The organism is Streptomyces sp. NPDC006368, assembly GCF_040612535.1.
GTDB lineage: Bacteria > Actinomycetota > Actinomycetes > Streptomycetales > Streptomycetaceae > Streptomyces.
This window is the reverse complement of the sequence record NZ_JBEXQK010000040.1, coordinates 18,562-40,785: the sequence shown is the minus strand read 5'-3', so window position 1 is coordinate 40,785 and position 22,224 is coordinate 18,562. Positions and strand designations below refer to the sequence as shown.

Annotated in this window: 18 protein-coding genes, 6 tRNA genes and 1 riboswitch; of the genes, 14 read left to right on the top strand and 10 right to left on the bottom strand. The window is 71.7% G+C overall.

What is annotated here, in order from left to right; all coding sequences use genetic code 11:
- Positions 1 to 20 precede the first annotated feature (20 nt).
- On the top strand, positions 21 to 1,097 hold the full coding sequence (purM, locus tag ABZZ38_RS24465; RefSeq protein ID WP_356743563.1) for a phosphoribosylformylglycinamidine cyclo-ligase: 1,077 nt from the start codon (positions 21 to 23) through the stop codon (positions 1,095 to 1,097).
- A gap of 69 nt (positions 1,098 to 1,166) precedes the next feature.
- Here purM and ABZZ38_RS24460 read toward each other — a convergent pair whose 3' ends face one another.
- Together ABZZ38_RS24460 and ABZZ38_RS24455 are read right to left on the bottom strand one after the other, a co-directional pair.
- Entirely contained in the window at positions 1,167 to 1,418 is a 252-nt protein-coding gene (locus tag ABZZ38_RS24460) for a DUF3073 domain-containing protein (protein WP_031071635.1), read from the bottom strand.
- Between the two features lie 368 nt (positions 1,419 to 1,786).
- Positions 1,787 to 2,869, bottom strand: a complete 1,083-nt coding sequence (locus tag ABZZ38_RS24455; RefSeq protein ID WP_356743560.1) for a Glu/Leu/Phe/Val dehydrogenase dimerization domain-containing protein — start codon at positions 2,867 to 2,869, stop codon at positions 1,787 to 1,789.
- 154 nt (positions 2,870 to 3,023) lie between these two features.
- On the opposite strand from ABZZ38_RS24455, the gene ABZZ38_RS24450 reads away from it, so the two are divergent.
- Entirely contained in the window at positions 3,024 to 3,872 is an 849-nt protein-coding gene (locus ABZZ38_RS24450; protein ID WP_356743558.1) for a hypothetical protein, read from the top strand.
- Between the two features lie 468 nt (positions 3,873 to 4,340).
- A complete protein-coding gene (gene bldC, locus ABZZ38_RS24445) occupies positions 4,341 to 4,547 on the top strand; it encodes a developmental transcriptional regulator BldC (RefSeq protein WP_003949541.1) in 207 nt (68 codons plus the stop codon).
- Positions 4,548 to 5,033: 486 nt separating this feature from the next.
- Here bldC and ABZZ38_RS24440 read toward each other — a convergent pair whose 3' ends face one another.
- From ABZZ38_RS24440 to hrpA, 3 genes are all read right to left on the bottom strand, one after another.
- Entirely contained in the window at positions 5,034 to 5,291 is a 258-nt protein-coding gene (locus tag ABZZ38_RS24440) for a DUF6274 family protein (protein WP_356743553.1), read from the bottom strand.
- A 184-nt stretch (positions 5,292 to 5,475) separates the two neighbouring features.
- Positions 5,476 to 5,550: transfer RNA gene (locus tag ABZZ38_RS24435), tRNA-Asp, on the bottom strand.
- A 105-nt stretch (positions 5,551 to 5,655) separates the two neighbouring features.
- Entirely contained in the window at positions 5,656 to 9,603 is a 3,948-nt protein-coding gene (gene hrpA / locus ABZZ38_RS24430) for an ATP-dependent RNA helicase HrpA (protein ID WP_356743550.1), read from the bottom strand.
- Between the two features lie 106 nt (positions 9,604 to 9,709).
- Here hrpA and ABZZ38_RS24425 point away from each other — a divergent pair, with 106 nt between their 5' ends.
- The 3 genes from ABZZ38_RS24425 to ABZZ38_RS24415 all read left to right on the top strand — a co-directional run bounded on the left by ABZZ38_RS24425 (position 9,710) and on the right by ABZZ38_RS24415 (position 11,748).
- A complete protein-coding gene (locus tag ABZZ38_RS24425; protein ID WP_356743548.1) occupies positions 9,710 to 10,063 on the top strand; it encodes a hypothetical protein in 354 nt (117 codons plus the stop codon).
- Between the two features lie 129 nt (positions 10,064 to 10,192).
- Positions 10,193 to 10,924, top strand: a complete 732-nt coding sequence (locus tag ABZZ38_RS24420; protein WP_356743546.1) for a thioredoxin domain-containing protein — start codon at positions 10,193 to 10,195, stop codon at positions 10,922 to 10,924.
- Positions 10,921 to 11,748 (top strand): cytochrome c biogenesis CcdA family protein, encoded by an 828-nt coding sequence (locus ABZZ38_RS24415; RefSeq protein ID WP_356743544.1) that lies wholly within the window; start codon positions 10,921 to 10,923, stop codon positions 11,746 to 11,748. Before ABZZ38_RS24420 ends, ABZZ38_RS24415 begins: the two co-directional genes overlap by 4 nt.
- 94 nt (positions 11,749 to 11,842) lie before the next feature.
- Here the strand turns inward: ABZZ38_RS24415 and ABZZ38_RS24410 are convergent.
- From ABZZ38_RS24410 to ABZZ38_RS24395, 4 genes are all read right to left on the bottom strand, one after another.
- A tRNA-Phe gene (locus ABZZ38_RS24410) sits at positions 11,843 to 11,919 on the bottom strand.
- A gap of 22 nt (positions 11,920 to 11,941) precedes the next feature.
- Positions 11,942 to 12,016: transfer RNA gene (locus tag ABZZ38_RS24405), tRNA-Asp, on the bottom strand.
- 46 nt (positions 12,017 to 12,062) lie between these two features.
- Positions 12,063 to 12,135, bottom strand: a tRNA-Glu gene (locus ABZZ38_RS24400).
- 81 nt (positions 12,136 to 12,216) lie between these two features.
- Positions 12,217 to 13,797 carry a metallophosphoesterase gene (locus tag ABZZ38_RS24395; RefSeq protein WP_356743542.1) on the bottom strand — a complete coding sequence of 527 codons (1,581 nt, stop codon included), beginning with the start codon at positions 13,795 to 13,797 and terminating at the stop codon, positions 12,217 to 12,219.
- Positions 13,798 to 13,866: 69 nt separating this feature from the next.
- Between ABZZ38_RS24395 and ABZZ38_RS24390 the strand changes: the two genes are divergently transcribed.
- The 5 genes from ABZZ38_RS24390 (at position 13,867) to ABZZ38_RS24370 (ending at position 18,312) form a co-directional block, all read left to right on the top strand.
- Complete coding sequence (locus ABZZ38_RS24390; RefSeq protein WP_064072095.1) at positions 13,867 to 14,217, top strand: metallopeptidase family protein; 351 nt, start codon at positions 13,867 to 13,869, stop codon at positions 14,215 to 14,217.
- Positions 14,218 to 14,481: 264 nt separating this feature from the next.
- Entirely contained in the window at positions 14,482 to 15,099 is a 618-nt protein-coding gene (locus ABZZ38_RS24385) for a hypothetical protein (protein ID WP_356743540.1), read from the top strand.
- Positions 15,100 to 15,308: 209 nt separating this feature from the next.
- Entirely contained in the window at positions 15,309 to 17,447 is a 2,139-nt protein-coding gene (locus ABZZ38_RS24380; protein ID WP_356743538.1) for a DEAD/DEAH box helicase, read from the top strand.
- Positions 17,448 to 17,643: 196 nt separating this feature from the next.
- Positions 17,644 to 17,716, top strand: a tRNA-Lys gene (locus ABZZ38_RS24375).
- A 194-nt stretch (positions 17,717 to 17,910) separates the two neighbouring features.
- Entirely contained in the window at positions 17,911 to 18,312 is a 402-nt protein-coding gene (locus tag ABZZ38_RS24370; protein WP_356743536.1) for a DUF393 domain-containing protein, read from the top strand.
- Here the strand turns inward: ABZZ38_RS24370 and ABZZ38_RS24365 are convergent, their stop codons facing one another.
- Positions 18,313 to 19,767 carry a PLP-dependent aminotransferase family protein gene (locus ABZZ38_RS24365; protein WP_356743534.1) on the bottom strand — a complete coding sequence of 485 codons (1,455 nt, stop codon included), beginning with the start codon at positions 19,765 to 19,767 and terminating at the stop codon, positions 18,313 to 18,315.
- A 41-nt stretch (positions 19,768 to 19,808) separates the two neighbouring features.
- Here ABZZ38_RS24365 and ABZZ38_RS24360 point away from each other — a divergent pair, with 41 nt between their 5' ends.
- The 3 genes from ABZZ38_RS24360 (at position 19,809) to ABZZ38_RS24350 (ending at position 21,818) form a co-directional block, all read left to right on the top strand.
- Complete coding sequence (locus tag ABZZ38_RS24360) at positions 19,809 to 20,372, top strand: carboxymuconolactone decarboxylase family protein (protein WP_356743532.1); 564 nt, start codon at positions 19,809 to 19,811, stop codon at positions 20,370 to 20,372.
- Positions 20,373 to 20,424: 52 nt separating this feature from the next.
- Positions 20,425 to 20,498 (top strand) — tRNA-Met (locus tag ABZZ38_RS24355).
- 162 nt (positions 20,499 to 20,660) lie between these two features.
- Entirely contained in the window at positions 20,661 to 21,818 is a 1,158-nt protein-coding gene (locus ABZZ38_RS24350) for a PP2C family protein-serine/threonine phosphatase (protein ID WP_356743530.1), read from the top strand.
- A 227-nt stretch (positions 21,819 to 22,045) separates the two neighbouring features.
- Positions 22,046 to 22,177, top strand: a riboswitch (cyclic di-AMP (ydaO/yuaA leader).
- Positions 22,178 to 22,224: the final 47 nt, after the last annotated feature.

Here is a 22,224-nt window from a genome sequence, read left to right as displayed (position 1 = left end):
ACACGAAAGTTCTCACAGTCATGTCTGAGACTGAGACCACCGGTGCCAGCTACGCAGCCGCGGGCGTCGACATCGAAGCGGGCGACCGCGCCGTCGAGCTGATGAAGGAGTGGGTGAAGAAGACGCAGCGCCCCGAGGTTCTCGGCGGCCTCGGCGGATTCGCCGGCCTCTTCGACGCCTCCGCGTTTCTGCGCTACGAGCGCCCGCTGCTCGCCTCCGCCACCGACGGCGTCGGCACGAAGGTCGACATCGCCCGCCAGATGGGCGTCTACGACACGATCGGCCACGACCTGGTCGCGATGGTCATGGACGACATCGTCGTCTGCGGCGCCGAGCCGCTGTTCATGACCGACTACATCTGCGTCGGCAAGGTCCACCCCGAGCGGGTCGCCGCCATCGTCAAGGGCATCGCCGAGGGCTGCGTCCTGGCCGGCTGCGCCCTCATCGGCGGCGAGACCGCCGAGCACCCCGGCCTGCTGGGCCCGGACGACTTCGACGTCGCCGGCGCCGGTACGGGCGTGGTGGAGGCCGACCGCCTGCTGGGCCCCGATCGCATCCGTACGGGTGACGTGGTGATCGCCATGGCGTCCTCCGGCCTTCACTCCAACGGGTACTCGCTCGTACGCCACGTGCTGTTCGACCGCGCCGGCATGAGCCTGGAGCAGCGGGTCGAGGAGTTCGGCCGCACCCTCGGCGAGGAGCTGCTGGAGCCCACCAGGATCTACTCGCTGGACTGCCTGGCGCTCACCCGGACGGCCGACGTGCACGCGTTCAGCCACATCACGGGTGGCGGTCTCGCCGCCAACCTGGCCCGGGTGATCCCGGACGGGCTGCACGCCACGGTCGACCGGTCCACCTGGACGCCCGGCGCGGTCTTCGACCTGGTCGGCACGGCCGGTCGGGTGGAGCGGCTGGAGCTGGAGAAGACCCTGAACATGGGCGTCGGCATGATGGCCGTCGTCCCGGCGGAGTCGGTCGACGTGGCGCTGACCACCCTGGCCGACCGCGGTGTGGACGCCTGGGTCGCCGGTGAGATCACCGAGCGCGGCGCGCACGGCACGGGCGCCGAGCTGGTCGGCGACTACGCCACCGCCTGACCGGGGCGCCGGACAGCACAGAACCCGGTCCGGGGCGGGGCCCCGGACCGGGTCTGAAGAGTGCAGGCGTCAAGCGCCGCGACGCTGAGACGACGGACCGGACTCCTCGTCCTCGTCCTCGTCGTCGTTGTACAACTCCGCGTAGCGGGCGTACGGGTCGTCTTCCTCGTCGTCATCCTCGAACGGTTCCCCGTTCGGAGGCTGACTCGAAGTCGATGCGCCCAGCTCGCTGGCCAGCCGTGCGAGGTCCGTCCCACCGCTGTTGTACTTCAGCTGGCGGGCGACCTTCGTCTGCTTGGCCTTGGCCCGGCCGCGCCCCATGGCTCGACCCCCTCGGTGACGGGGCTCGACGGCCCCAGAGTCTTGACACGCGTTCATGAGTCGGAACGGACTCCCCGTGGAGAGACCGGCCCGTAGGGCTTCAACGGTACCTGCTTCCGCCGCCATACGGTACGCCGCCCGCATGACGCGCCTGGGAGCCGGACCGACGAGGTGCCCTGTCCTCGCTGGTCAGCTGCGATTTTAACCTCTTCCTGCCGGGCGACCCGCCGACCGGCGTGAGTCTTCTCTCTCTGATCCCTCCGAAGACCCTCGGATGTTCCTCCGAGACTCCCCGGGACGGCCCGAGCGAACGACCCACGCCCCGCCGGCGGGCGGCCGGTGTCAACCGCGGCGCCCCCGCTCCGCGATCAGCGGCGGCGGGCCTCGGCCATCCGCTGCTCCGCGATCCGGTCGGCCGCCGCGGCCGGCGGAATGCCGTCTTCCTTCGCACGTGCGAATATGGCCAGCGTGGTGTCGAAGATCTTGGCCGCCTTCGTCTTGCACCGGTCGAAGTCGAAGCCGTGCAGCTCGTCGGCGACCTGGATTACGCCACCCGCGTTGACGACGTAGTCCGGCGCGTAGAGGATCCCGCGGTCGGCGAGGTCCTTCTCGACGCCCGGGTGCGCGAGCTGGTTGTTGGCCGCGCCGCACACCACCTTCGCCGTCAGGACCGGCACGGTGTCGTCGTTCAGCGCGCCGCCGAGTGCGCAGGGGGCGTAGAGGTCCAGGCCCTCCGTACGGATCAGCGCGTCCGTGTCCGGCACCACGGTGACCTGCGGGAACTTGTCGGTGACGCGCCGCACCGACGCGTCCCGTACGTCCGTGATGACGACCTCGGCACCGTCCTCGAGGAGGTGCTCGACCAGGTAGTGGCCGACCTTGCCGACGCCCGCGACGCCGACCTTGCGCCCCTTGAGCGCCGGGTCGCCCCACAGGTGCTGGGCGGAGGCGCGCATGCCCTGGAAGACACCGAAGGCGGTGAGGACCGAGGAGTCGCCGGCGCCGCCGTTCTCGGGGGAGCGGCCGGTGGTCCAGCGGTTCTCCCGCGCGACGACGTCCATGTCGGCCACGTAGGTGCCGACGTCGCAGGCCGTGACGTACCGGCCGCCGAGGGAGGCGACGAACCGGCCGTAGGCCAGCAGCAGCTCCTCCGTCTTGATCTTGTCCGGGTCGCCGATGATCACGGCCTTGCCGCCGCCGTGCTCCAGACCGGCCATGGCGTTCTTGTACGACATCCCCCGGGAGAGGTTCAGCGCGTCGGCGACGGCCTCGGCCTCGGAGGCGTACGGGTAGAAGCGGGTACCGCCGAGGGCCGGGCCCAGGGCGGTCGAGTGGATGGCGATGACGGCCTTCAGGCCGGAGGCACGGTCCTGGCACAGCACGACTTGTTCGTGGCCCCCCTGCTCCGACTGGAACAGGGTGTGCAGGACGCCGTCGGTCACATCGGTCACGGTGGTGACTCCCAAGTACGAAGCGGCGAATGAGGCCCCCCTGCGGGTGGGGGAGGACCTTGACGGCAAGAGGGTAAGTCCTACCTGGGCGTAGGAGGGACCCAGTGCCGAGGATCACCCCCTCACGGAGTACGGGCGTGGAAGGATCTGCCCCATGTCAGCGGTGTCCTCGGTCCCCGTCCCCTACGCGTCCTACCTGCGCGTGTACGAGCCGTTGGCGGCCTTCCCGGAGCCGGAGCGCGACCACTGGGCCCGCTACGCGCGCCGTGCGGACCCCCCGACCGCGCAGGACGAGCTGCGCCGGGCGCTGGCCGGGCTGGTGGCGACGCCGCCGGCCCCGGTGCCCGCGCACGAGAGCGCCGACGCGTTCGTGGCCGAGCTGGACGGCGTCGTGTGCGTGTGCCCGTGGCGGACGCGGCTGCGCGGCTGGCTGGCCCTTCAGGAGCTGCCGGGGCTGCTGCCGGCCGCCGTGCTGGACGCGGCGCTGCCGCCGGTGGTGCGCGGGCAGGCGGAGGCGGACCACGAGCGGTGGCGCGAGGAGAACCCGGACGCCCGGCCGTGGATCCGTACGGCCGTCTGGCAGGTGCCGGTGCGCTGGTTCGCGCTCTTCTCCGACGAGGAGCGGGAGTACGTGGCCGCGGGCGCCGGCCCGGACAAGGCGCCGGTGCTGCGCTACCGGACGCCGATGGTGCAGGCGCGGCGGCGGGTGGCGCGGGCGCTGAAGGCGCTGCGCGAGTCGATCGACGAGGGGCCGCTCACGGAGGGCCTGGTGGACGTCGGGCGGTGGCTGGAGGAGTTCCACCCGCGTTCGCTGGTGGAGCTGGACTACGGCGGCCTGGTGCACGCGCTGCCGGACGCCCTGCTGGCCGGGGACCGGTCGGCGGCGGATGTGGCGGAGGGCATCGCGGCGCTGCGGGCCGGTGACGGCGAGGGTGCGCGGGTGGCGTACGAGCGGCTGGCGGAGCGGTGGCGAACGGTGCGGTACCTGCAGTTCGCCAACTGAGATGATCTTGTCCTCGCCGCCGGGGGACGTTGGTCCCGATACGGGCCTTTGTGTCAAGCGTGATGGACAGCACTAACCGGGCTCTTGCGTCCATCACCCGACCTCATGCCAAAATAGGACAAGGAGTCCGGGAGGGGCTTCTTCCGTCCCGCTATGGACGGAAGGATACGCATTGCACGCTATGGGGGGTCTGATGGCTCCTGCTCGCTCTGTGACTGATCGTCACTGTGACGTGACTGTCCGTTATGGCATGGTCCATCGGCTTCCGCCGCTGATGAACACCTGAGAGGGCAATTCCGTCGGTTTGGCCGAACGTGGCTGGACAGATGGTGTAGTTGTAGTGCCGAGGACAAGCCGTTCGTCCTATAACCGACTCGGCTCGCGTCTGCCATTTCGGGCAACGCGGGTCAAGGTGCAGAATTTAGAGGAAAGAACCGAGAAGGTTCGGTTCTCCCGAGGAGGCCGCTCATGACCGCTCGCACCCCTGATGCCGAGCCGCTGCTGACCCCCGCTGAGGTAGCCACGATGTTCCGCGTGGACCCGAAGACGGTGACCCGTTGGGCGAAGGCGGGCAAGCTCACGTCCATCCGTACGCTGGGTGGGCACCGCCGGTACCGCGAGGCAGAGGTCCGCGCACTGCTGGCGGGTATTCCGCAGCAGCGCAGCGAGGCCTGAACACCCCGATGAACCGGGCTTTTCCGGGTCCCCCAACCCGGTTCGCCCACCATTAGCTCCACCGACGGGCGCCCGCCCCAACGGGCCTTCGTCATCGATCGCGCTGGACTCCGCCGGGTCCAGCGCGATCTTTTTATGCCCGGGGCCCGGGCCGGTCCCGCCCTGCTCCCGCCCTGCTCCCGCCCTGGTCCGGGCCCCTGTCCGGTCCTGCTCCCCGGCCCGGTTCCGCTCCGGTTCCGCCGCGGCCGGCCCTGGTGGTGACCCTGGTGGTGGCCGTGGTGGTGGCCGTGGGGGCGGCTCCGGGAGGGGTGTGGCCCGACCTGTGCCGGACCCCTCCGGAGTGGTGCAATTGCACATATTAAATTGGGTCGTTGTAGGGAGGGGGTAAGGTAAGGCGCTTCCCAAATGACTTTCGTGACTCGCGTCACACGGTGTGGGGTGTCCGGCGGGCTCGCGGGTGGCGCCTCACGGTCCGTCAGAAGGCCCTCAGCGGGCTTCTTCACGGGCTTCTTCGCGTGTGTTGTCACGGCCTTCCGCCCTCGGCGTCGTCACGCCGCGGATCACGGGTGTGTCCCCGGCCCGGGGGTCGGTGTCGTCCGTGAGCTCCATGGCGAGTCTCAGAAGACGGTGACAGACGACGCAGCACCGGGTGATGTGGCGATAGCCGGAAGCGGCCGCCAGATGCGCGCGGAGCAGCGCGCGGGTCTCGTGCCTGACCGGTCTGATCGTGGACGCCGCAGCCATCCGCGTCACCTCCGCTGAAGGACTCCCGCGTCCCTGTTGCTTGGGTACCGGTCGGCGGTTGCCCCCGTCAAGACGACGGAAAGGCCCGGATCCTGAGGACCCGGGCCCGATGGGGGAGCCGTAGGGATGCCGTACAGCGGCGAAGCCCCGCATCCGGTGAGGATACGGGGCTTCGCACGTGACGCGGTCCTGACGGGATTTGAACCCGCGGCCTCCACCTTGACAGGGTGGCGAGCACTCCAAACTGCTCCACAGGACCAGGTTTCGCAGCCGGTTTTTTCCTTGGCTGCGAGAGAGACTGTACAGCAGGTCAGAGGGTCCGGTCGAACTCACCCAAGGCGACGGCGCCGGTACGGGACCATCACTACGGCGCCGCCGCGTCGATCGCCTTCAGGATGCGCTTGTCGGAGACGGGGTGGGCCGTGCCCAGGGCGTGGGCGAAGTAGCTGACCCGCAGCTCCTCGATCATCCAGCGGATGTCCAGGACCTCCTGCGGCACCGGACGGCCCTTCGGCATCTGCTCCAGCAGCCAGGCGTACTCGTCCTGCATCTCGTGGACCTTCTCCATGCGCGTGGTGTCGCGCTGGACGGACGTCGGCATCTGCTGGAGCCGTCGGTCCACGGCCACCAGATAGCGCATCAGGTCCGGGAGGCGCCGCAGCCCGGTCTTCGTCACGAAGCCGGGCGGCACGAGGGCGGCGAGCTGTTCGCGTACGTCCTGGACGTTGTTGACCAGGACGAGGCTGTTGGTGGCCTTCAGACGGCGCTCACAGGCCTGCCAGGCGGCCAGGATCTGCTGCACCTGGTCCACCGTGCGGATCGTCAGCTCGACGAGGTCGGCGCGGACCTTGTCGTACAGCTTCCGGAACGACTCCTCGTCCCACGCCGGGCCGCCGTGCTCGGCGATGAGCCGGTCGGCGGCGGCGGTCGCGCAGTCCTCGAACAGCGCCTGGACCGAGCCGTGCGGGTTCCGGGAGAGGGCCAGCTTCTGCTGGTTGCTCAGCTTGTCCGAGGCGAACTTCGCCGGGTTCACCGGGATGTTGAGCATGATCAGCTTGCGGGTGCCGCGCCACATCGCCCGCGCCTGCTCGGCCTCCGTGTCGAAGAGCCGTACGGAGACGGTGTTCGCCGCCGGCCCCTCGTCGACGAGGGCCGGGTACGCCTTGACCGGCTGGCCCGCGCGGCGCGTCTCGAACACCTTCGTCAGGGTGCCGATCGTCCAGGCCGTCAGACCCGTGCGCTCCAGGGAGCCACCGGAGCCCGACGGGCCGGCCGTGGCCGCCGCCGCGGCCTTGGAGAGCGCCTGGCGGGCCTTGGGTTTCAGCTGGAGCCTCAGGGTCTCCAGGTCCTTGTCCTCGGCCAGCTTCCGGCGCCGCTCGTCGACGATCCGGAAGGTGATCCGCAAGTGGTCGGGGACCCGGGACAGGTCGAAGTCGTCGGCCGTGACCGGGACGCCGACCATCCCCCGGAGCTCGCGCGCGAGCGTGACGGTCAGCGGCTCCTGGAGGGGCTGGGCCTTCTCCAGGAACCTCTTCGCGTAGTTCGGCGCCGGGACGTAGTGGCGGCGGATCGGTTTCGGCAGGGACCGGATCAGCTCGGTCACCACCTCTTCGCGCAGGCCCGGGATCTGCCAGTCGAAGCCCTCGTCCGTGACCTGGTTGAGCACCTGGAGCGGGATGTGCACGGTGACGCCGTCCGCGTCCGCGCCCGGCTCGAACTGGTACGTCACCCGGAACTTGAGCTCGCCCTGCCGCCACGAGTCGGGGTAGTCGGCCTTGGTGACCGCGCCCGCCTTCTCGTTGATGAGCATCTCGCGCTCGAAGTCGAGCAGATCGGGCTCGTCGCGCCGCTTGTGCTTCCACCAGGAGTCGAAGTGCGCACCCGACACGACGTGTTCGGGGACCCGCTGGTCGTAGAAGTCGAAGAGCGTCTCGTCGTCGACGAGGATGTCGCGGCGCCTGGCCCGGTGCTCCAGCTCCTCGACCTCGGTCAGCAACTTGCGGTTGTCCGCGAAGAACTTGTGGTGCGTCCGCCAGTCGCCCTCCACCAGCGCGTGGCGGATGAACAGCTCGCGGCTCGTCTCGGGGTCGATGCGGCCGTAGTTCACCTTGCGCTGGGCGACGATCGGCACGCCGTACAGCGTGACCTTCTCGTACGCCATGACCGCCGCCTGGTCCTTCTCCCAGTGCGGCTCGGAGTACGTGCGCTTCAGCAGGTGGCCGGCCAGCGGCTCGATCCACTCGGGCTCGATCCTCGCGTTGACCCGGGCCCACAGGCGGGACGTCTCGACGAGCTCGGCGGACATGACGAAACGCGGCGGCTTCTTGAAGAGCGCCGAACCGGGGAAGATCGCGAACTTGGCGCTGCGGGCGCCCAGGTACTCGTTCTTCGCGCCCTCCTTCACGTCCTTCATCCCGATGTGGGAGAGCAGCCCGGCGAGCAGCGAGACATGGACCCGCTCCTCGGGCGCGTCCTCGTCGTTCAGGTGGATGCCCATCTGCTTGGCGACCGTACGCAACTGCGTATAGATGTCCTGCCATTCGCGGATGCGCAGGTAGTTGAGGTACTCGGACTTGCACATCCGGCGGAACGCCGACGACGACAGCGCCTTCTGCTGCTCGCGGATGTAGCGCCACAGGTTGAGGAAGGCGAGGAAGTCGGACGTCTCGTCCTTGAAGCGGGCGTGCTGCTGGTCGGCCTGTGCCTGCTTCTCGGCCGGCCGCTCGCGCGGGTCCTGGATGGACAGCGCCGCCGCGATGACCATGACCTCGCGCACGCAGCCGTTCTTGTCGGCCTCCAGGACCATGCGGGCCAGCCGCGGGTCCACCGGCAGCTGGGCCAGCTTGCGGCCCTGCTGCGTGAGGCGCTTCTTCGGGTCCTTCTCGGTGGGGTCGATCGCGCCGAGCTCCTGGAGGAGCTGCACGCCGTCGCGGATGTTGCGGTGGTCCGGCGGGTCGATGAAGGGGAACTTCTCGATGTCGCCGAGCCCCGCCGCCGTCATCTGGAGGATGACCGACGCCAGGTTCGTACGGAGGATCTCGGCGTCCGTGAACTCGGGGCGCGACAGGAAGTCGTCCTCGTCGTACAGCCGGATGCAGATGCCGTCCGACGTACGGCCGCAGCGGCCCTTGCGCTGGTTGGCGCTGGCCTGGCTGATCGGCTCGATCGGCAGGCGCTGGACCTTGGTGCGGTGGCTGTAGCGGGAGATGCGGGCGGTGCCCGGATCGATGACGTACTTGATCCCGGGGACCGTCAGGGACGTCTCGGCGACGTTCGTCGCGAGGACGATGCGGCGCCCGGAGTGGGCCTGGAAGACGCGGTGCTGCTCGGCGTGCGAGAGGCGGGCGTAGAGGGGGAGGACCTCGGTGTTGCGGAGCTTCTTCTTCTCCAGGGCGTCGGCCGTGTCGCGGATCTCCCGCTCGCCGGAGAGGAAGACCAGGATGTCGCCGGGGCCCTCGGCCTGGAGCTCCTCGACGGCGTCGCAGATGGCGGTGATCTGGTCGCGGTCGGAGTCCTCGGAGTCCTCCTCCAGGAGGGGGCGGTAGCGGACCTCGACCGGATACGTACGGCCGGAGACCTCGACGATGGGCGCGTCGCGGAAGTGGCGGGAGAAGCGCTCGGGGTCGATGGTCGCGGAGGTGATCACGACCTTGAGGTCGGGGCGCTTGGGCAGCAGCTGGGCCAGATAGCCGAGCAGGAAGTCGATGTTGAGGCTGCGCTCGTGGGCCTCGTCGATGATGATCGTGTCGTACGCGCGCAGCTCGCGGTCCGTCTGGATCTCGGCCAGCAGGATGCCGTCCGTCATCAGCTTCACGAAGGTCGCGTCCGGGTTCACCTGGTCGGTGAACCGGACCTTCCAGCCGACCGCCTCGCCCAGCGGTGTCTTCAGCTCCTCCGCCACGCGCTCGGCGACCGTGCGGGCGGCGATCCGCCTCGGCTGCGTATGGCCGATCATGCCGCGCACGCCGCGGCCGAGCTCCAGGCAGATCTTGGGGATCTGGGTCGTCTTTCCCGACCCCGTCTCACCGGCGACGATCACGACCTGGTGGTCGCGTATCGCCTCCAGGATGTCGTCCTTCTTCTGGCTGACCGGCAGCTGCTCGGGGTACGTGACCCCGGGCACGCGGGCCGCCCGCTCGGCCGTGCGGGCAGCGGCCTTCGCGGCCTCGGCGGCGATCTCGTCCAGCACGGCCTGCCGCGCCTCGGGCTTGCGGATGCGGCGGGAGCCTTCGAGACGGCGGCCGAGGCGGTGGGCGTCGCGCAGCGAGACCTCGGTCAGCAGGGTCTGGAGGTCGGCGAGGGAAGTAGACATACCTGATCCAGGATCTCACCCGCGGCGACGGAGTGGCGAACCGATTTCCCCGTAGCATTTCCGGCGAGTCGATGATCTCCGGAGCGACCCGGGAAGGCGGTGCCCCATGCCCCGTGCCGGCAGCCGGTGGCGCCGTCTGCTGACGGCCGCGGTGCTGGTACTGGTCGGCGCGCTGCTGGTCTGCGGCCCGCGTGCCGTGGCGCACGACGCCGTGGTGGTCGCCGTCGGCCACGGCAGCGGGCCCGCGTGCGGCTCCCCGGGCGACGAGGGCGGGCTGGCGCCGGCCGTGCCGCCGCGCCCGGCGTCCCACGGTGAGCTGCTGCCCACGCCGTACGGCACCCGTGCGACGGCGGCCGGCACCTGGAGCGTGGACGACGCGGCGGCGGGGGTACGGCCGGAGCGGGCGCCGCCGTGGCGCGTGGCGCCGTCGCCGATGGACCTGTCGATCCTGCGCGTATAGCGGCCGTACGGCGCGCACGTACGGTCCCCTCTTTCCGCGCGTTCCCTTCCGCGCCCTTCGCCGCGTCCTCCCGCGTCCTTCCCCGCTTCTTTCTCTGCGGTTCTCTCTGCGCTCAGGAGCTCTTTCCCCATGCCCAAGACCACGCCCTACCTCATCGGCGCCGGTGTCGCCGTCGCCGCCGCGCTCGCGGCCCTCGCCTCCTACACGGCGACCAGGCCCGACGCCCCCACCACCTCGTCCGTCGCCGTGGAACAGCAGACCGTCGTCCACCCCGAGCCGGAGAGGTACGCGCGGCGCGACGCCAAGGACCCGCTGGCCGTCGGGCGTGCCGACGCCCCCGTCGTCCTCATCGAGTACGCGGACTTCGCGTGCGGGTACTGCGGGAAGTTCGCCCGCGACACCGAGCCCGCCCTGATCGAGAAGTACGTCGACGAGGGGACCCTGCGCATCGAGTGGCGCAACTTCCCCATCTTCGGCGCCGAGTCCGAGGGCGCGGCGCGCGCCTCGTGGGCGGCCGGGCAGCAGGGGCGGTTCCGGCAGTTCCACCGCGCCGCGTACGCGGAGGGCGCCAAGGAGAAGGGCTTCGCCGAGGACCGGCTCCTCGCGCTCGCCCGGGAGGCCGGCGTGGCCGACCTCGCCCGCTTCGCGCGTGACCTCGACAGCGCGGCGGCACGGCGGGCCGTGGCCGAGGACCAGGAACAGGCATACGCCCTGGGCGCGACGTCCACGCCGTCCTTCCTCGTGAACGGGCGACCGATCGCGGGCGCACAGCCCATGGAGACGTTCACCGCCGCGATCGAGGCGGCGAAGCGCGACGCCGCGAAGCGTGGGGCCGCGAAGCCGGCAGAGGCGGCGAAGTGACGGACATCGGCTATCTGGCCGCCTTCCTCGGTGGTCTGCTGGCGCTCCTCAGCCCGTGCAGCGCGCTGCTGCTCCCGGCGTTCTTCGCGTACTCGATCGACAGCCCGGCCCGGCTCCTGGCCCGTACCGGCGTCTTCTACGCGGGCCTCGCCACCACGCTGGTGCCGTTGGGCGCGGCCGGGTCCCTCGCGGGCCGGCTGTTCTACGGCCACCGGGACCTCCTGGTGACGGCCGGCGGCTGGCTGATCATCGCGCTGGGCGTGCTCCAGATCCTGGGCCTGGGCTTCGCCTCGCGCCGGATCGCGGAGGTGAGCGGCCGGATCCGCCCGGTGTCGGTGCTGTCCGTGTACGCCCTGGGCCTGGTGTACGGCCTGGCCGGCTTCTGCGCGGGCCCGATCCTCGGGAGCGTACTGACGGTGGCGGCGCTCAGCGGCAGCCCGGTGTACGGGGGCCTGCTGCTGTCCGTGTACGCGCTGGGCATGGCCGTCCCGCTCTTCCTGCTGGCCCTGCTGTGGGAGCGGTACGACCTGGGGCGGCGCGGCTGGCTGCGGGGGCGCCCGCTTCGGCTCGGCCGACGCCTGGAGCTGCACAGCACGTCGGTCCTGTCGGGCGCGTTCTTCGTGGTGCTGGGCGTGCTCTTCCTGGTCTTCGACGGGACGACCGCCCTGCCGGGCCTGCTCTCGGTGGACGCCTCGTACGCGGTCGAGACCCGGGTGTCGGCCCTGGGCCGCGCGGTCCCGGACTGGGCACTGCTGCTCGGCGTCGTGGTGACGGTCACCGTCGTCCTCGCCACCCGGGCCCGGCGGACCCGCGCGCGCACCTGAGGTGACGGGGCGCCCGCGAGCCGGACGCCCCGTCACCGGCGGGCCCCGGGCACCGGGTACGCCGAAGGCCCCGTCCGAGGACGGGGCCTTCGTGTGGTGGCTGGGGCCGGGGTCGAACCGGCGACCTTCCGCTTTTCAGGCGGACGCTCGTACCAACTGAGCTACCCAGCCACGCGAATCTTTCGATCCGCAGCGGTCCTGACGGGATTTGAACCCGCGGCCTCCACCTTGACAGGGTGGCGAGCACTCCAAACTGCTCCACAGGACCAGAGGTAAAGCATTGTGCGAGAGCAAGTCTCGCACACGGTTGTGCGTGCCCCCAACGGGATTCGAACCCGTGCTACCGCCTTGAAAGGGCGGCGTCCTGGGCCACTAGACGATGAGGGCTGATGGCCCGCCTGGGCGCTTCATCAGCGCGTCGGGGACGTGAGAAGCATATGGGATGCGGGGACGGTTCGCCAAAACGCTTTATCGGGGCGTGGGAGTCACCGCCCGGGAGGGCCCTGTCGAGGAGGGCGCGGAGGGGGACGGCGAGGGCGTCGGGTAGGGGGCGCCCGGGCGGTTCTCCTCCGGGAGGTGGCGGCTGACCTCGGCCGTCGTCAGGCCCAGGCCGCCCAGCGTGATCTCGTCCCAGGCCTGGAGGTGCCGCGTGTCCCGGTCCAGGTAGAGGACGGAGGTGCGGACCTTCTCCGGCTCGTCGTTCTGGAGGGCGCGCAGGCCGCCGCCGCCCGTCGAGCCCTCGATCCTGAGGCGGGTGCCGTTCGGGAGGAGCTCGGTCTTGCGCTGGTGGACGTGGCCGGACAGGACCAGGGGCACCTCGCCGTCGGTCTCCCGGGCGGCCACCGGGTTGTGGGCCACCGCGATGTCGACCGGCGTGCCCGCCCGTTCCTGGCCGCGCAGCGCCGCCGCCAGCCGGATGCCGGCCACCCGCTCGGCGTCGTCGCCCGCCGCCACGACCGAGCGGTCCGGTGTGAACTGCGGGTCGCCCGTCCCGGCGACCCGCAGCCCGGCGACGGTGACGGCGCGGCCCTCGTCGAGGACGTGGACGTTCTTCAGGCCCTCCAGGTACTGCTGGGTGACCTTTGAGTCGTGGTTGCCGCGCACCCACACATAGGGCGCGCCGAGGTCGCTGATCGGGTCGAGGAAGCCGTTCTCGGCGGCGGTGCCGTGGTCCATGGTGTCGCCCGAGTCGATGATCACGTCGATCCGGTACTGCTCGACCAGCGAGCGGATGATCTCCCACGCGGCCGGGTTCAAGTGGATGTCGGAGACGTGCAGCACCCGCATGGTGCCGGGGTCCGGCTGGTACGTCGGGAGCGTCGAGGTCGCGTCGTACAGTTTGGTCACATTCGTGACGAGCCGCGCCAGTTCCTTCTGATAGACGTCGAATTCGCTGACGATCGAGCGGGCGCTGCCGACCACGGAGGGGGCGGAGGAGAGGAGTCCGGAGAACTTCGGCTCCAGGACGGACTTCGGGTTCCAGGTGGCGTAGGCCGACACGCCCGAGGCGGCGAGCAGCGCCAGTGCCAGCCCGCCGGCGGCCAGCGCGCGGCGCGGGCGGCGGTAGACGGCGAGGCCGAGAGCGGTGGCGCCGGAGACGACGGCGACACAGGAGCGGAACGCCAGCTCGCGCGTGCCGTCCGCGACGTCGTCGGTGATCTCCTCCTGGAGCCCGGAGAGGCGCTCGGGGTGCTGGACCAGGGCCTGGGCGCGGACCGGATCGAGCTGGTCGACGTCCACGTCGAGGCGGATGGGGGCGTGGTGCGAGTCGAGGGTGAGCGCGCCGAGCGGAGAGACGTTGATCTTCGTGCCGCCGGAGAGCGAGGGGCGCAGGGTCATGCTCGTGTCCATCGGCCCCACGGGCGTACGGACGCTGCCGACGATCAGGAGGCCCAGCCAGGCGCCGAGCAGGACGACGGCCAGCAGCCCGAGGGCGCGGACGTACGGGTGCGGGGCGTGGACCAGGGCGGACGTGGGGCCGGTGTGGCGGGAGCGGTAGTGGCGGACGGCGCGGGCGTAGGTGGTGCGGAGGGCAGCTCGGGCGGCCATGGCCGCACGTATGCCCGGGCGCGCGGGCGGCTATGCCCGTACATCCGGGTCATCCGTGACAATGGCCGGGTGCTGGAGATGACGCGCGAGGAGTTCGAGGAACTGGTCGCCGAGGCGCTGGACAGGATCCCGCCCGAGCTGACGCGGCTGATGGACAACGTCGCGGTGTTCGTGGAGGACGAGCCGTCGCCGGACGATCCCGATCTGCTGGGCCTGTACGAGGGGACCCCGCTGACCGACCGGGGGGAGTGGTACGCGGGCGTGCTGCCGGACCGGATCACGATCTACCGGGGGCCGACGCTGCGGATGTGCGACTCGCGCGAGGACGTGGTCGCCGAGACCGAGGTCACGGTGGTGCACGAGATCGCCCACCACTTCGGGATCGACGACGAGCGGCTGCACGAGCTCGGGTACGGCTGACGGGCCGCGGGACTCGCCGGTGCCTCGGCGGCGTTCCGGGTAACGGCGGTGCCTCGGGCCGCGGAGGGGGCTGTGGTGGGACTCGGGCGGGCTGCGGTGGGACCGGGGTCGGCCTCGGGGCGGGCGGTCGCGGTGGGATTGCGGTGCACCCCGGCGCGGTTGCGGAGCGGTCGTGGCGCAGTTGCGTGCATGTCAGGCGTGTCCTTGTGGAGCCTGGGGAGTTGGGCAGGGTAATCCCGTCCCGCGCCCCGTGGAGGTGCCCGCGTGCGCCAGTTGCCCGCCCCCGTCCGATGGGCCGTCACCGCACTGGCGGTCGCGGCCTCCGCAGGCTCGCTCAGCGGCTGCATGAGCGTGACCGACGAGGGCGTGAAGCCCGCGCCGTCCGGCTCGGCCGGTACGCCGGGTGCGGCGGCGGCCGAGCCGGACGGCGGCGTCGGCGCGCCGGGCGGGCGGCATGACGTGCGGACCGGGAGCCGTCCGGGCGGGAAGCCCGGTGCGGACGCGGACCCGGAGGGCGGCGGGGAGGGGGCCTCCGCGGCGCCCGGCCGGTCCGCCGCGCCGTCGGGGAAGCCCTCGCCGGGGAAGGCGGGCGGTGACGGGCCGGGTCGGCCCCAGGCGCCGACGCCCACCGGCGGGGCCGGGGGGACCGGGGGGACCGGCGGGGGCGGTGGCGGCGGCGAGGCCTCTCCGAGCGAGCAGCCCACGCCGCCCGCGTCCACGCCTCCGGAGCCCACGCCCACCCCGACGGACCCGCCCACCGACCCGGGCCCGAAGCCGTCGGACCCGCCGTCCGCCTCGCCCGCGGCCGACACGACACGTACCGGGGCGATGTGGGCGCCGGTGCCCCAACCGATGGCATCACCGCAGGTCGCGCCCGCCTGACCCGGCCCGGGTTTGCGTCAGGTGGGGGTAGGTGCGTATGGTGGTAGATCGTTTGATCCCATTTCCCATTTGCCCGGCGCAGCGAACAGAAGCGCGCCGCGTGTGGCGCGTACTCTCCCTTGCCGTGGCTGACCGCATCGAGGCGGTCGAATTGCGAAACACGGAGTTGACGGGCGCGTGCCGAGACTCCGGAAGGTTTCGCAATTCGCATGTCCATTTTCAGTTCTGACCACGCTGTCCTGCCCGAGGCCGACGAGGCCCTGGTTGAGGCCGTCGACGAGGCGGTCGAGGAGACCGTGACCGCCGACGACGAGCCCACCATCACCTTCGCGGACCTCGGTCTGCCGGAGGGCGTCGTCCGCAAGCTCGCCCAGAACGGCGTGACCACCCCCTTCCCGATCCAGGTCGCGACCATCCCGGACGCCCTGGCCGGCAAGGACATCCTCGGCCGTGGCCGTACCGGCTCCGGCAAGACCCTCTCGTTCGGTCTTCCGCTGCTCGCCACCCTGGCCGGCGGCCACACCGACAAGAAGAAGCCCCGCGGCGTCATCCTCACCCCGACCCGTGAGCTCGCGATGCAGGTCGCGGACGCCCTCCAGCCGTACGGCGACGTCCTCGGCCTCAAGATGAAGGTCGTCTGCGGCGGTACGTCGATGGGCAACCAGATCTACGCCCTGGAGCGCGGCGTCGACATCCTCGTGGCCACCCCGGGCCGCCTGCGCGACGTGATCAACCGCGGCGCCTGCTCGCTGGAGGCCGTCCAGGTCGCCGTCCTCGACGAGGCCGATCAGATGGCCGACCTGGGCTTCCTGCCCGAGGTCACCGAGCTGCTCGACCAGGTCCCGGCCGGCGGCCAGCGCCTGCTCTTCTCCGCGACGATGGAGAACGAGATCGCGACGCTGGTCAAGCGCTACCTGACCGACCCGGTCGTCCACGAGGTCGACAGCGCCCAGGGCAACGTCACCACCATGACCCACCACGTCCTGGTCGTGAAGCCCAAGGACAAGGCGCCCGTCACCGCCGCGATCGCCGCGCGCAAGGGCCGCACCATCATCTTCGTCCGCACCCAGCTGGGCGCGGACCGTATCGCCGAGCAGCTGCAGGACACGGGCGTCAAGGCCGACGCGCTGCACGGCGGCATGACGCAGGGCGCCCGTACGCGGGTCCTCGAGGACTTCAAGAAGGGCTACGTCAACGCCCTCGTCGCCACGGACGTCGCCGCGCGCGGCATCCACGTCGACGGCATCGACCTCGTCCTGAACGTGGACCCGGCCGGTGACCACAAGGACTACCTGCACCGCTCGGGCCGTACCGCCCGTGCCGGCAAGTCCGGCGTGGTCGTCTCGCTGGCCCTGCCGCACCAGAGGCGCCAGATCTTCCGCCTGATGGAGGACGCGGGCGTCGACGCCTCGCGCCACATCGTGGGCGGCGCCGGGGCGTTCGACCCCGAGGTCGCCGAGATCACCGGCGCCCGTTCGCTGACCGAGGTGCAGGCCGACTCCGCGAACAACGCCGCCAAGCAGGCCGAGCGCGAGGTCGCCGACCTCACCCAGCAGCTGGAGCGCCTCCAGCGCCGGGCCGTGGAGCTGCGCGAGGAGGCCGACCGCCTGGTCGCCCGCGCCGCCCGCGAGCGCGGTGAGGACCCGGAGGCAGCCGTCGCCGAGGTGATGGAGGCGGCCGAGGCCGAGGTCGCGGAGGCGGTCGCCGCCATCTCCGTACCGGAGCAGCCGCGCGACGAGCGTCGTGACGGCGGCTACCAGCGCCGTGACGACCGGGGCAACTTCGACCGCCGGGACAACGACCGTGGTGGCTTCCAGCGTCGTGACGACCGCCCGTCGGGTGGTTTCCGTCGCGACGACCGTCGCGATGACCGTGGTGGCGACCGTCCGTTCAACCGGGACCGCCGGGACAACGACCGTGGTGGCTTCCAGCGTCGTGACGACCGCCCCTCGGGTGGTTTCCGTCGTGACGACCGCCGTGACGACCGTCGCGATGACCGTGGTGGCGACCGTCCGTTCAACCGGGACCGCCGGGACAACGACCGTGGTGGCTTCCAGCGTCGTGACGACCGCCCCTCGGGTGGTTTCCGTCGCGATGACCGCCGTGACGACCGCCGCGATGACCGTGGTGGCGACCGGAACGGCCGCCCCTTCGAGCGCCGTGACCACCGGGGTGGCAGCGACCGCCCGTTCAACCGCGACCGTCGCGACGACCGCCCCACGGGCGGCTTCCGCGGCCACGACCGCAACGACCGCCCGCAGGGCCGTCGGGACGACCACCGCGGCGCGAACACCGGCTCCTCCTTCGGCCGCCGTGACGACAAGCCGCGCTGGAAGCGCAACGGCTGATCCCCACGCATGACGAGCGGGCCTGTGCGGCACTTCGGTTGCCGCACAGGCCCGTTCTCCGTCCGGCTTCCGCCCGGCCCCCTTGGGCCTCGCGTCCGGCTCGCCGGGCGGAGGAGCCGATACTCGATCGGCTCCCGCAGCCCGGGACGGCTATGCTCGGCATGACGCGAGGCGCGCGGGCTATGCTGCGGGTCACGGGCCGTTAGCTCAATTGGCAGAGCAGCGGACTTTTAATCCGTTGGTTGTGGGTTCGAGTCCCACACGGCCTACGTGCGGCGGACAGGGGCGTGGCCCCCGGTCCGCGAGAGCGCCCCTCCGGTTCCGGCCGGGTGGGGCGCTTCGTCGTTGCCGGCCGCTCGTCGTTGACGGCCGCCTGGGGCAGGTGAGTTCGGCAGCCCGGGCCGGTGGCGGAGGGGTGGCCGGTGCCAGGCTCTTCGGGTGGCCGAGCCCGCATCATGGGGATATGAGGACTCGACCTGTGCTCGTCTTCGACGGGGACTGCGGCTTCTGCACGACATCGGTGACGTTCATCGAGCGGCGTCTGCGGCCTTGTTGCGAGATCGTCCCGTGGCAGTTCGCGGACCTGGCGGCGCTCGGGGTGACACCGGAGCGCGCCGGGCACGAGGTGCTGTGGGTGACCCCGGCCGGCACGGTGTACGGCGGTGCCCAGGCCGTGGCGAAGGTCCTCCTGAGCGCGGGCGGCGGGTGGGCGCCCCTCGGCGCGCTGCTCACGCTGCCTCCCCTGCGGTGGGCCGCCCACGGCCTCTACCGGGTCGTGGCGAGGAACCGTCACCGCATGCCGGGCGGCACGGCGGCATGCGCCGTACCCGCCCGGCGCGAACAGCACGCCACCCGCGCCATGTGATCACCGCGGCGGCAGCGCCCGGCACAGGGCGTCCACCGCAGCGCCGTACGCGTGGTCCGGCGCGGCGGCGTAGCCCACGACGAGGCCGTCCGGCGCGGGCATGGTGGCGTCGGGATGGCGGAAGACGGCGAGACCGTCGAGGGCGACGCCCTGCCAGGTGGCGGCCTTCACCGTGGAGCGTTCGGTCCCCGGTGGCAGGCGCAGCACGGCGTGCAGCCCGGCCGCGATGCCGGTGACCTCGATGTGCGGGGCGCGGGCGGCGAGGGTGGTGACGAGCCGGTCCCGGCGGTCGCGGTAGCGCCGCCGCATCCGCCGGACGTGGCGGTCGTACGACCCCGACTCGATGAAGTCCGCCAGGGTGAGCTGGTCCAGGACGCCTGCCCACGCCTCCCGTTCGCCCTTCGCGGCGAGTACCGGATCGACGAGACGCTCGGGAAGCACCATCCAGCCGAGGCGTACCGCCGGGGAGAGGCTCTTGCTGACCGAGCCGAGGTGGAGGACGTGGTCCGGGTCGAGGCCCTGGACGGCACCGAGCGGTTCGCGGTCGTAGCGGAACTCGCCGTCGTAGTCGTCCTCCAGGACGAGCGCGCCGTGTGCGCGCGCCCAGTTGACGACCGCCGCACGCCGCTCCGGACGCAGCGGGCCGCCGGTCGGGAACTGGTGGGCGGGGGTGAGGAGCGCGGCTTGTACGCGGCGGCCGAGGCCGGCGAGCTCCTCGGTGCGGGCGCCGTGGTCGTCGAGTGCGAGGGGGAGCGTACGGACCCCGGCGGCGTCCAGGAGGGAGCGGTGGAAGCCGAGCCCGTACGACTCCACGGCCAGCGGCCCGCCCAGGACGCCCCCGCCGAACAGCAGGCGCAGCGCGTGGGCGAAGCCTGAGCAGATCACGATGCGTTCGGGGTCGGTGTGGACGCCACGCGCGCGTGCCAGGTAGTCGGCGAGGGCGGTGCGCAGCTCGATACGGCCCTGGGGGTCGCCGGGGCCGAAGACGGAGTGGGGTGCGGCGGCCAGGGCGCGACGGGCGGAGGCGAGCCAGGCGGTGCGGGGGAAGGAGGAGGCGTCCGGGACGCCCTGCCGCAGGTCGTGTGCGGGGCGGGCCGGTCCCTGTCCCGGCCCCTGCCCTTGCCCCGGTGTGCGGACGGGTACGCGGACGGGCACGCGCGCCGGCCGCGGGGGCGCGGCGCGCTCGGCGACCCGGGTGCCGGATCCCTGGCGGGCGGTGAGCCAGCCTTCGGCGACCAGCTCGGCGTAGGCGTCGGCGACCGTGTTGCGGGCCAGGCCGAGGTCGGCGGCGAGGGAGCGGTAAGGCGGCAGGCGTGTCCCCGGGGCGAGCCGGCCGCTGCGTACGGCGTCGCGCAGCGCGGCGATGAGCGCGGCCCGGCGACTGCCCGTCCGCGACAGCTCCAGGTGGAGGTCGGAGCCGGTGCGCTCCGCGGAATTGACCCATGAATCCGGCATGGAAGTGCACCCTACAGACGGTCTTTCGGGCCCGTAGGTTCATGGGTATGACGACGCAGACGCACACGGTTCCCACGACGCCCACCGCTTCCACCGCTTCCACGGGTTCCACGGTTTCTGCGGCTTCGGCCGGTGGGGTGGCTCCCACGGGTTCCCGGGTCGATTTCGCCAAGGCCGCGCCGAAGGCGTTCAGGGCGCTGATCGGCTTCGACGCCGCCGCCCGCGAGGGCCTCGACCCCGCCCTCGTCGAGCTGGTCCAGATCCGTTCCTCACAGCTCAACGGCTGCGCGTACTGCCTGCACATGCACACGAGCGACGCGCGCAAGGCGGGCGAGAGCGAGGAGCGGCTGCACATGGTCGCGGTCTGGAAGGACGCCGCGCACTTCTTCACCGAGCGGGAGCAGGCGGCGCTCGCCCTGGCCGAGGCCGTCACGCTGGTCGCGCACGCGGGGGTGCCGGACGACGTCTACGCCCGTGCGGCGGCGCACTTCGACGAGGAGGAGCTGGCCCGGCTCCTCGCCCTCATCTTCACCATCAACACCTGGAACCGCATCGCCATCAGCACCGCCAAGGCGCCGGGCACCGACGAGCGCGCGGGCCGCTGAGACGCACCTGGTGATGATCTTGCTTCCGATGGCGTAAGGTGGTGTTTACCGACGCGGGGTGGAGCAGCTCGGTAGCTCGCTGGGCTCATAACCCAGAGGTCGCAGGTTCAAATCCTGTCCCCGCTACTGAACGACGAAGACCCGGTGCCTTGTGCACCGGGTCTTCGTCGTATGTACGGCGCATCGGGGTGTGTCGCCGTCGCCGTGCGGCGCGGCTCCGGACAGCCAGCCCGGGGCGCGTTACCGTCCGCAGCCGTGGTGGGTGGAGCGGGCGGCAGGAGAACAGCGGTGGGGCGTGGCGGCGCGGGCGGTGGTGACGGCGGGCGCGGTGGCGTCGGCGGCGTGCGGCGCCGGGCGACGCATCGGTTCCTGCGCGCCCTGCCCGCCCTGTTGATCGCCGGCGGCATCGCGTACGACCTGGCGACCCCGCCCCGGTTCACCGCCGTGCCGCTCTTCGCCGCCGCCCCTCTCGTCGCGGCGCCGTTCTTCACCGCCCGCGCCACCCTGCTGGCCGGACTCTTCGCCGTACTGGCCGTGGTGGGGCTGCGTCTGCACAGCGGCACGCTGGGCGAGGCCGCTTCGCTCACCGAGCTCATCACCCTGGTCACGGTCGCGGCGCTCGCGCTGCTCATCCACCGGGTCGTGTGGCGCAGCGGGGAGCGGCTCGCGTCGGCGCGGAGCATCGCCGAGGCCGCGCAGCGCGCCGTGCTGCCGACGCCCGCCGAGCGGATCGGCGGACTGCGGGTCGCGGCCCGGTACGAGGCGGCGCAGGCGGACGCGTTCATCGGCGGTGACCTCTACGCCGTGCAGGACACGCCCCACGGGGTGCGGCTGGTGGTCGGCGACGTGCGCGGGAAGGGGATGGGCGCCGTCGAGACGGTGACGGTGGCGCTGGGGGCGTTCCGGGAGGCGGCCGAGCAGGAGAGCTCGCTGGAGGGCGTCACGCAGCGGCTGGAGCGGGCGCTCGCGCGGGAGGGGACGCGGCGCGACGGGCTCGACGCCTTCGAGGGGTTCACCACGGCCGTACTGGCCGAAGTGCCGCGTGGGGAGGCGGTGGTACGGGTGGTCAACCGGGGTCACCCCGAGCCGCTGCTGCTGTACGCCGACGGGACCCTGGAGCGGCTGGAGCCGGCCGAGCCCACGCTGCCGCTCGGGATGGTGGACCTGGGGGCGTGGCCGGACCGGGCGGATGAGGTGCCGTACCCGCCAGGGGCGACGCTCCTCCTCTACACGGACGGACTCTCCGAGGCGCGGGACGCGGGCGGCGTCTTCTACGACCCGGCCGCCCGGCTGGCGGGGCGCGGCTTCTCGGGACCGCAGGAGCTGCTGGACGTGCTCGTCGAGGACGTACGGCGGCATACCGGGGGCGGGGCGACGACCGACGACATGGCGCTGCTGGCGCTGAACCGGCCCGAGGGGGACGGGCCCGGCGGACACGAGGAGTGATCACCCTGCACCACTCCGCATAACAATTGACGAACTGTCAGGAAGTGGGGTGGGGCGTGCGTGTCCTGAGAGGCAGTCATGTTGCGCTGATCTGCCCGTATGTGGCCCGGTAAGTCCCGCGCTCAGTAGTTAATGATCAGTAGGAACGGCTTGGAATCACGGCCCCGCGTCTATTAACGTTCGATAACGCAGCGCGGTCGTCCCAGCCGTCTCAAGAGTGACGGCACCGTGCGCGCGCGCCGAATTCCGCAAGGGAACCGGGGAACCACCACCTTGGGGTGCATCGGGCCCACCGCCCGTAGGAGACCTTCCTGCTCCGAACCCGTCAGCTAACCCGGTAGGCGAGAAGGAAGGAAAGGAGTGCGCCTCAGTGGCGTCCAACAGGCCTGCCTCCGAAGCGCCGTCG